The sequence below is a fragment of the Microcoleus sp. D3_18_C4 genome (genome assembly GCF_036702355.1).
In the GTDB taxonomy this organism is placed as follows: Bacteria; Cyanobacteriota; Cyanobacteriia; order Cyanobacteriales; family Microcoleaceae; genus Microcoleus.
Genome location: NZ_JAUBTF010000064.1, coordinates 24830 through 35114 on the forward strand (window position 1 = coordinate 24830; position 10285 = coordinate 35114).

Genomic DNA, 10285 nt, shown 5'->3' on the forward strand with positions numbered 1-10285 from the left:
TGCTTGGCTTCAACTCCGCTCAGTCAGCCGTCAAGTTAAAGTTTTAGTTTGGGCTTCGATTCCGCTCAGCCAGCGGTTAAATCGTTAACGGAGCGAAGTCGAAGTTTGAGTTTGGGCTTTGCTCAGATACCGTTTAGGTTGGTAGCTGAGCGAAGTCGAAGCTATACCCGTTCGTGGAAAGTCCGTTTAATCACATCTAATTGCTGTTCGCGGGTAAGTTTGATGAAATTAACCGCATAACCGGAGACGCGAATTGTTAGCTGGGGATAGTTTTCTGGATGTTCCATCGCATCTAGTAATGTTTGCCGATCGAGGGCGTTAACATTGATGTGATGGCCGCCATCGTGGAAGTAACCGTCTATAAGACTAACTAGGTTGTTAGTCCGATCGCTCTCCATTCTGCCCAAGGCCTGCGGTACAATCGAAAAAGTATTCGATATGCCATCTTGACAATCACTGTAAGGCAGTTTTGCTACAGAAGATAAGGATGCGATCGCCCCACAGGAATCTCGGCCGTGCATCGGGTTAGCACCGGGAGCAAAGGGTTCACCTGCTTTACGTCCGTCGGGAGTGCTACCAGTTTTTTTGCCGTACACTACGTTAGAGGTAATTGTGAGTACCGATTGAGTGGCTACAGCGCTACGGTAGGTTTTATGCTGGCGAATTTCGTTCATGAAACTTTGCACAAGTTCGATGGCTAGACTGTCTACGCGATCGTCATTATTGCCGTATTTGGGATATTCTCCTTCGATCGAGTAATCCACTGCCAAACCTTGCTCGTTGCGAATCACCTTAACTTTAGCGTTTTTAATCGCCGACAGGGAATCTGCCACCACGGACAGTCCCGCAATTCCGCAGGCCATTGTCCGGTAAACATCGCGATCGTGCAATGCCATTTCCAGCCGTTCGTAGCAGTATTTGTCGTGCATATAGTGAATGACATTCAGCGTATTGATATACGTTTTTGCCAACCACGCCATCATGTCGTGGAACCGCGCTCTTACCTCGTCATAATCGAGATATTCGGTAGTAATCGGTGGGAACTGCGGCGCGATTTGGTCGCCGGACTTCTCATCTTTACCGCCGTTAATCGCATAGAGCAAAGTCTTAGCTAAGTTAACTCGCGCGCCGAAAAACTGCATTTGCTTGCCAATTCGCATGGCGGAAACACAACAGGCGATCGCGTAATCATCGCCGTATTGAGGACGCATCAAATCGTCGTTTTCGTACTGAATCGAACTTGTGTCGCTGGAGACCTTCGCACAGAATTGTTTGAAGTTGTCCGGCAAGTTTTCCGACCACAAAACGGTGAGATTTGGTTCTGGTGCAGTACCGAGGTTTGAGAGGGTGTGCAAGAATCGGAAACTGTTACGAGTTACCAATGTTCTACCGTCATCGCTGATACCGCCGATCGCCTCTGTTACCCAAGTTGGGTCGCCTGAAAACAGAGCGTTATAGTCGGGAGTCCGCAAAAACCGCACCATGCGGAGTTTCATGACAAAATGGTCGATCAGTTCTTGCAATTCCACTTCGGAACTCGCGCCACTTTGCAAATCGCGCTCGAAATAAATGTCTAAGAACGTCGATACGCGGCCGAGAGACATCGCTGCCCCGTTTTGTTCTTTCACTGCTCCCAAGTAGCCAAAATACAGCCACTGGACAGCTTCTCGTGCATTTGCCGCCGGACGGCCAATATCAAAGCCGTAGCTAGCAGCCATTTCTTTTAACTCAAACAATGCCCGAATTTGCTCGGATAACTCTTCGCGCAAACGAATTGTTCCCTCGTCCATCGCGTCTAGTTCGAGTGATTCTTGCTGTGTTTTTTTATCATCAATTAGGCGATCGACACCGTACAAAGCAACGCGCCGATAGTCACCGATAATCCGGCCGCGTCCATAGGCATCTGGCAAACCTGTGATGATACCAGAACGTCTCGCCAGACGCATCGAGCGCGTATAGACATCGAATACACCATCGTTATGAGTTTTGCGATATTTCGTAAATATTTCTTCTGTTTGCCGATCGAGCTGATAGCCGTAAGCTTCTAAACCGGTCTTGACCACGCGAATTCCCCCCAAGGGCATAATCGCGCGTTTCAAAGGTCGATCAGTTTGCAAACCTACTATTTTTTCTAAGTCGCGATCGATGTATCCTGCTGCATGAGCCGTGATCGATGTGGGAACTTTTGTATCAACATCCAATACACCTTTTTCGCGCTCTTGCTTCATTAATTCCAGAACTTGGTGCCAAAGCTGCTGGGTTTTTTCGGTTGGTGCTGTGAGAAATTCTGCATTCCCTTCATAGGGGGTGTAATTTTTTTGAATGAAGTCTCTGACGTTGACTTCGTTTGTCCAGTTGCCTTCAGTAAAGCCGTGCCATTCTGCAAACATAGCTTGCTTTCCCCTCACTTTTTTGTTAGCGATCGATCTTTTCTGCCTCGACCACTAGATGTAGTATATATTTAACTTCAATATTTTAAATACCCTGTTCGCTATTTGTTACAAAAATTGACTTGCTAATTCCGTGGGAAGAATTAAGATAATAGTAGGCCGAACATCCTCGTGAATTGTTGAGGAAGCTCTGACCAAAGGAGTTCCCGAACTAACACTTTGACAATGGAAATGTTGTTTAAGGGCGGGTGGGTCGGAAACGCGCAATGATTTTTTTTTCTGGAAGTGCGAGCACCACAAGAAGATGAAGGAAAAGCAGAAAAAAAGCAGAAAAATAGTTGAGATTGGATGCGTTAATTGTTATCGAAAGCAGAGCAATATTAATTGCTGATTAATTGAAGTAGGGTATTATGCAGATAAATTCAAGAAATCAAAGCACTGCGAGCGATCCGGCTCACGATATTTGGAAAGAACAGCGTCATCCGCTCGATCGGATTTTTAGGCCTCGCTCCGTGGCTGTAATCGGCGCAACAGAGAGAGAAGGAAGCGTCGGACGAACTCTCCTGTGGAACTTGATTCGGAATCCGTTTGGCGGAACAGTTTTTCCGGTGAATCCCCAGCGCCACAGCGTGTTGGGGCTCAAGTCTTATCCTGACATTGCTAGCGTCCCGGAAGTAGTGGATCTGGCGGTGATTGCTACGCCTGCTGCTGGGGTGCCGCAAGTGATCCGCGAATGTATCGCTGCTGGGGTGAAAGGAGCAATTATTGTTTCTGCTGGCTTTAAAGAAATTGGCGCGGCTGGGGAGGCTTTAGAACAGCAAGTTATGGCCGAGGCGCGTCTGGGCGGAATGCGGATTATCGGCCCAAATTGCCTCGGTGTGATGAATCCTGTGCTTGGGCTCAATGCTACTTTTGCAGGTACGATCGCCCGTCCGGGCAATGTCGCCTTCATCAGTCAAAGCGGCGCCCTCTGTACTTCGATTCTCGACTGGAGTTTGGGGGAAAATGTCGGTTTTAGCGCTTTTGTGTCGATCGGCTCTATGCTCGATGTCGGTTGGGGCGATCTGATCGAGTATTTCGGGGACGATCCCCATACTCACAGTATCGTTTTGTACATGGAATCTATGGGTGATGCTCGTTCGTTTCTGTCCGCCGCCCGCCCAGTGGCGATCGACAAACCGATCATCATTCTCAAGGTAGGACGTACCGCTGCCGCCGCCCAAGCCGCCGCTTCCCATACGGGAGCTTTGACCGGCAGCGATGACGTGCTTAACGCTGCTTTCCGTCGCTGTGGCGCGTTGCGGGTACATACGATTTCCGATTTGTTCGATATGGCAGAAATTCTGGCCAAGCAACCGCGACCGCAGGGCAACCGCCTATCGATCGTCACCAATGCAGGAGGCCCAGGGGCGATCGCCACTGATGCCTTAATTAGCGACGGCGGTGCGCTGGCAAATCTGTCACCGGAGACGCTGCAGCAGCTTGATGAGTTTTTGCCCCCTCAGTGGAGTCATCACAACCCGATCGATATTTTGGGCGATGCTAGTAGCGATCTTTACGCCAAAACTCTAGAAGTTGTGGCTCCCGATCCCAATAGTGACGGATTGCTGGTCATCCTGACGCCACAAGCGATGACAAATCCCACCCAAACCGCAGAAAAACTCAAGTCTTACAGCAAACTCGGAAAGCCCTTATTAGCAAGCTGGATGGGCGGTGTGGAAGTGTCAGCGGGAACGCAAATTCTCAATCAGGCAAATATTCCGACTTTCCCCTATCCCGATACCGCCGTCAGGTTATTCAACTATATGTGGCGGTACACATACAACCTGCGCGCTATCTACGAAACGCCTTCTCTCCCCGCTGATTGCGAAATCGAGACTTCCGGGTGTGCGACTGCTGCGAAGATTTTGACTGCCGCCCGCCAAAACAATCGCACTCTATTAACCGAGTACGAATCAAAACAGTTGCTGGCAGCTTACGGCATTCCCACCGTAGCGACAGAAATTGCAGCGAGTGCGGCCGAAGCTGTGGAAATTGCCGAGAGCCTCGGTTATCCAGTGGTGCTAAAACTGCATTCTGAGACGATTACTCACAAAACCGATGTGGGGGGCGTTCAACTAAATTTAGGCGATGCTAAGGCTGTAATTAGTGCCTTTGAGGCGATCGCCCAGCGGGTACGGGCGATCGATCCTGCAGCGTTTCTCGGCGTTACAGTGCAGCCGATGGTGAATTTGGAAGGCTATGAAATAATTTTGGGTAGCAGTATCGACCCACAATTTGGGCCGGTGATGCTGTTTGGTTCCGGCGGACAATTAGTGGAAGTCTTTCAAGATCGATCGCTGGCACTTCCGCCTTTAAATACCACCCTAGCGCGGCGGATGATGGAGCAAACGCGCATCTATAAAGCTTTGCAAGGAGTGCGCGGTCGATCGGCAATTGACCTGGTACAACTCGAACAGTTATTAGTTCGTTTCAGTCAACTGATTGTAGAGCAACCTCAAATTGCCGAGATTGATATTAATCCGCTGCTGGTTTCTCCTGAAGGTGCGATCGCTCTTGATGCCCGCGTTGTTCTGCAAACAACGGAAAACCCCATTTCTCCCGCGATTCGCCCCTATCCTACGCAATACGTTCAAACATGGTCAACGGAGGGCGATCGTCCCATCACCATCCGTCCCATTCGTCCAGAAGATGAGCCACTGATGGTGCTGTTCCACGAAGAACTTTCCGAAGAGAGCGTGTATTTGCGCTACGCTCACATGGTAAAGTTAAAGCACCGCATCGCTCACGAACGTTTGACCCGGATTTGTTTTATTGACTATGATCGGGAAATGCTGTTAGTAGCCGATCGTCAAGACCCGGAAAGCTCAGAACACCGGATTTTGGGAGTAGCGCGTCTGAGCAAACTCCACGGCACAAACCAAGCCGAATTTGCCCTCATCGTTAGCGATAGCTATCAGCAGCGCGGTTTGGGAACAGAATTATTGAGGCGGATGCTGCAAATTGGTCAGGAAGAGAAATTAGAGGCGATCGTTGGCTACATTCTCAATAGCAACTACAAGATGCAGAGCCTCTGTAAAAAACTAGGATTTGAACTCCAACCAGACCGAGGCGAAGGAATGTTGAAAGCTGTTTTTGTCTGCTAATCGCAACTTTGGTTAAATAATTCTCATTCATCACGACTAAAGTCCTCACTACAAACTTTATCGTTTTGTAGTGAGGACTTTAGTCCTCAAACTAAGATGCTACTAAGCCGCCGCAGCCAAATTTGCTGCTGCAAACTCCCAGTTAGCCAAATTATCTAAGAAATTAGTAATGTAGTCGGGACGGCGGTTTTGGAAATCCAAATAATAAGCGTGTTCCCACACATCCAAAGTCAGCAACGGAGTTTGGCCGTGTGCAAGCGGGGTGTCAGCGTTAGCAGTTTTGGTGACTTTCAAAGTGCCGTTGTCCACAACCAGCCAAGCCCAGCCACTACCGAACTGAGTTGTCGCAGCAGTCTTGAATTCTTCTTTGAATTTATCGAAGCTGCCGAAGTCGGCGTTGATTTTGTCAGCTAAAGCTCCTGTCGGAGTGCCACCGCCGCCCGGTTTGAGCGAATTCCAGAAAAAGTTGTGGTTCCAAACTTGACCTGCATTGTTAAAAATGCCTGCTTTGGATGGGTCTTTAGCAGATTCCTTGACAATTTCTTCAAGGGATTTGCTCGCCATTTCAGTCCCTTCAATCAGTTTATTCAGATTGGTGACGTAAGCAGCGTGGTGCTTGTCGTGGTGGAACGAAAACGTGTTGGCCGACATATGAGCTGGTTCTAGGGCGTCAGCGGCGAAGGGTAATGGTGCTAGTTCAAATGCCATGGTGTTCAATCCTCTCTGGATTACTTTGGGTTTTTCGGTTGACTTGGTGGCTTTTTTATGATTCAAGCCGAGAGTCACTAGCTTGAGTGTATCAAGCTGTGGTAAATAATTCTTTACAATTTTCCTATTTTATAGCAGTTGCAGCATTTTAGGATTCAGACTTCTATTTTTTAGATATCAAAGCTACTTCTTGCCGACTTCAAATAGCATAAAGTATCACTAAATGTCAAGCTACCTGGGAGACAAATAAAAGTGTGTGTGAAATTGTCAACCGCTCGAAATTTTATGAGACTGATAAATAGATTAAACCTGTAAATTGTCAAAGATTAACCTAAGTTCAATTAAGCTGTAAGAAAGTCAAACAAGTTGCAGGATGTGTCAATGGAAAAGCGTTTAAACAACTCGTCTAGTCACCCCCCTCAATGGTTGAATCTGCAATTAATCGTCACCGCTCTGGAAACAGTCCAAGACTTAATTGTCATTTCCCTATGTATTGGTTTGTTTTGTTTCATGGTGCTAGAACTGCGAGAAATGTTTTTCTCGCTGCTGCCTCCTTTGAATTTCCAGCAAGTGACGGCAGACATTCTATTTTTATTAGTTTTAGTGGAATTATTTCGGCTGCTAATTATTTACTTGCAAGAGCAGCGGGTTTCGATAGGTGTGGCTGTGGAAGTCTGTATAGTATCTGTTTTGCGAGAAGTCATCGTGCGGGGAGTGCTGGAAACTCCCTGGGTTCAAATATTATCAACAGGCGCATTTTTGCTGGTTTTGGGAGTGTTGTTGGTAGTCCGAGTTTGGTTGCCCCCAACCTTCGAGGGAATTGACCCGGAACGTCGCATGGCTAGCAGAAAGAGAAATCTATCAGACAATGAATCTTCTTCCGCATCTGTTGTAGCCAATACCAAGTTTAATTCTCATTGAATATGGCATGACAGGCGATTTAAGATTTTAAATTTACTCTAATATTGCTTGTCGCGTTACCAGCCATCATTTCCCGTAAAACTGAGATGTTGAACCATTGTCCAGAACGGGCATCTTGCCCGTTCCACAGAGAGTAGATTTTCTTGTAGGCTGGGCAGGAGATCCCACAGGGCTGTTTCATTCTCACGAAAATCAGGCTTTTGTAGGGGCGGTGCCAAGAGTGCCCGCCCCCCACGGACGATGAAATCGATGTTTCAAATATCGGGGATCTTCACGAGGGATTGCCCCTACAAGAGAATGAAACCGCCCTGGGATATCCCACCCAAAAAAGGATTATTGAGAATGGTGCAAGATGTGAGGTCAAATCAACCTGATAACGGTTGCAGTGAAGCCTAAAATCCTCTGAAAATTCAGAGGAATGTAGTCTTAACTACAAAGACAAGCTTCATCCATCATTCCCCATTATTCAAATCTAAAATCTAGAATCTCAAATCTAAAATGGTATTACCCGTTAGCCTGTAATTCCCCCAAACGAGCCAACACTTCTTTAGAATGAATCGCCGGATTAATCTTCACAAAGGTTTCACGCAAAATACCTTCAGGATCAATAATAAAACTGTGTCGCGCTGAGATAAAACTCATCCAAGAACCGTAAGCTTTACTCACTTTACCATCCGTATCAGCTAACAGCGGAAACTTCAAACCTTCCGAATCGCAAAATTCCGCATGGGAATCGACATCATCAGCGCTAATACCGATAATTTGAGTATTCTTTGCCAAGTATTTCGGCAAGTCTTGCTGAAATCTCCGCGCTTCGATCGTACATCCTGAAGTAAAGTCTTTCGGATAAAAATAGACTACCAGCCACTTACCGCGATAATCCGACAGCGACACTTGTCCGTCCCCGCTGTTTGTCGGCAAAGAAAACTCCGGCGCTGGTTGATTTACCGGAGGAAGCTTACCGCCGAGGGCAAATGCAGGTGTGGCAAAATTGAAACTTAGAAAAACTAGACAAATTGCCAATAAAGTGCTAAAAAAATTGCGGCGAGACATCATAAATTTAGAAGTAGAACTGTACTTAAGACAAGTTTACAGTTTTCTGATTAAATGGGTAGGGGCAATTCGCGGATTGCTTCTAAAACCCAAAGATCACTCACTCAAATAGCGATTTACCCATGAGCGCTGCACTCCCGTTAACCGGCAAAGCTATAGTAGTCCAGGTAATTAACGGTCAACCCGTTACGATCGAAGTAGACGGTACTAATGCCCCGATTACTGCGGGAAATTTTGTTGACTTAGTTGAACGAGGCATTTACGACGGGGTGATGTTTCACCGAGTTGTGCGCCAGCCAGATCCTTTTGTGGTGCAAGGAGGCGATCCGCGCAGCAGAAATACGACAATTCCAGCAAGTCAATTGGGAACGGGTAGTTTTATTGACCCGGATACCAATCAGGCGCGTTTTATTCCTTTGGAAATTAAGCCGCAAGGGGCCGCACAACCTGTTTACAACCAAGTTGTAACCCAGACGCCGCAGTTGCGGCATAATCGCGGGGCTGTGGCAATGGCTCGTTCCAATGCTTTGGATTCGGCTTCTTCGCAGTTTTATTTTGCTTTGGATGAGTTGCCATTTTTGGATGGTAGTTATGCTGTTTTTGGCAACGTTATTCAAGGTTTTGAAACGGTGAATGCGGTGCAGCAGGGCGATCGCATTTCAACTGCAAAAGTCGTTGACGGCATCGTCCCCAGTCGGATTTCTAGCATCATTACCGATGTTGATTTCCTTAACGATTCCATTAACATTACCAATTTGGCAAATCTGCCTTTGCGACCCCTCAGATTGGCCAACACCCCGAACAACTATCAAGTCACTCCCCAAGACTATGAGCAAAATCCCGGCGGTGTAGTGGGAGGTAGCGCAAACGATCGCATCCTCGGTGAAGCCACGTATGGTGATGGAATTAACGGCAGCCAAGGCAACGATACCATCAGTGGCGAAGAAGGCGACGACTTTCTCAGAGGCGGCAAAGGTAACGACTCCATTAGCGGCGGTGTTGACGACGATATTATCAACGGAAATCTCGGCGACGATAATGTCAATGGTGATGCTGGTAACGACTTTTTGCGAGGCGGCCGAGGAAACGATATTTTAATCGGCGGCGATGGTAACGATGTTTTAATCGGGGATGTTGACAGCGATACTCTCACTGGTGGCGCAGGTGCAGATACTTTTGTTCGGGTTACGGGTGAAATTCTGGAGTTGGATGGGACGAGCGATATAATTCTTGATTTTAGGCCGGGAGATGGCGATCGTATTGGCTTGACCAGCCCTTTATCCAACACCTCATTCACTCAATCAGGCAGCAACACACTCATTCAATTTGGAGGAGCTACTTTGGCTGTGGTTCAAAATGCCACTCCTGCAGCAGTTCAAAATGCTGCTTTTGAAATTAACTTTTCTTCTGCTTACGTTGCCGATAACTTGCCCCCCGGAGACGCCGCCTTGAGAGTTGGCTAACTTTAACAAGGCTCACGCAATAAAGATAAGGGTAGGGTGCTCTTCAGTGCACTTTACCTGATTATCAATAGCCAATTCCCTATTCCCTATTCCCAATTGCCAAATTCAACTAACACCATAGCTTTGTAATTTGAGAAACTGCCTCTTGATAAGAATCCATTCTCCCCTGCTGCTTAAAAAGCTCGGCTGCTTTCTGAAAATCCTCAAATGCTCCCTGAACCTCTCTCAATTTATATCTAGTCAGTCCTCGGTTAAAGTAAGCTTTAGCAAAAGCGCTATCGAGGCGAATTGCTGACTCAAAATCAGCTAGTGCTGCCAGGGAATTTTCCATTTGTAGGCGGATAGCACCTCGGTTAAAGTAAGATTGAGCTACATTAGGGTTGAGCAGCAGTGCCGAGTTGTAATCGGCGATCGCCGCACTATAATCTTTTAAACGAGTCAGCATAAACCCCCGATTGCTGTAATACTTGGCTCGGTAAGGATTGAGTTCGATGGCTGTAGTTAAATCTTCGATCGCCGATTGCTTATAGCCTAATTTGTAGCGGGTCACACCGCGATCGTTGTAAGCTGACGCGAATTGCGGATTAATGTTAATTGTGGCAGT

General features: G+C 47.2%; 7 protein-coding genes. 3 read left to right on the plus strand and 4 right to left on the minus strand.

All coding sequences use genetic code 11. From position 1 onward, the window contains the following. Positions 1–161: 161 nt before the first annotated feature. Complete coding sequence (pflB, locus tag QUA90_RS24880) at positions 162–2390, minus strand: formate C-acetyltransferase (protein WP_333390221.1); 2229 nt, start codon at positions 2388–2390, stop codon at positions 162–164. 410 nt (positions 2391–2800) lie between these two features. Here pflB and QUA90_RS24885 point away from each other — a divergent pair, with 410 nt between their 5' ends. Beyond that, positions 2801–5536: a bifunctional acetate--CoA ligase family protein/GNAT family N-acetyltransferase gene (locus QUA90_RS24885; RefSeq protein WP_333448206.1), complete on the plus strand. Its 2736-nt coding sequence runs from the start codon at positions 2801–2803 to the stop codon at positions 5534–5536. 102 nt (positions 5537–5638) lie between these two features. Here the strand turns inward: QUA90_RS24885 and QUA90_RS24890 are convergent, their stop codons facing one another. Continuing rightward, complete coding sequence (locus QUA90_RS24890) at positions 5639–6244, minus strand: superoxide dismutase (protein WP_333080613.1); 606 nt, start codon at positions 6242–6244, stop codon at positions 5639–5641. A gap of 381 nt (positions 6245–6625) precedes the next feature. Here QUA90_RS24890 and QUA90_RS24895 point away from each other — a divergent pair, with 381 nt between their 5' ends. Beyond that, positions 6626–7165: a phosphate-starvation-inducible PsiE family protein gene (locus tag QUA90_RS24895; protein WP_333324565.1), complete on the plus strand. Its 540-nt coding sequence runs from the start codon at positions 6626–6628 to the stop codon at positions 7163–7165. 504 nt (positions 7166–7669) lie between these two features. Here QUA90_RS24895 and QUA90_RS24900 read toward each other — a convergent pair. Continuing rightward, positions 7670–8218 carry a peroxiredoxin gene (locus QUA90_RS24900; RefSeq protein ID WP_445243544.1) on the minus strand — a complete coding sequence of 183 codons (549 nt, stop codon included), beginning with the start codon at positions 8216–8218 and terminating at the stop codon, positions 7670–7672. Between the two features lie 122 nt (positions 8219–8340). Here QUA90_RS24900 and QUA90_RS24905 point away from each other — a divergent pair, with 122 nt between their 5' ends. After that, the gene (locus QUA90_RS24905) at positions 8341–9681 is read left to right on the plus strand and encodes a peptidylprolyl isomerase (protein ID WP_333448207.1); all 1341 of its coding nucleotides are present in this window, start codon (positions 8341–8343) and stop codon (positions 9679–9681) included. A 109-nt stretch (positions 9682–9790) separates the two neighbouring features. Here QUA90_RS24905 and QUA90_RS24910 read toward each other — a convergent pair. Continuing rightward, positions 9791–10285: tetratricopeptide repeat protein (locus QUA90_RS24910; protein WP_333448208.1), on the minus strand; the 495-nt coding region annotated here is incomplete at its 5' end.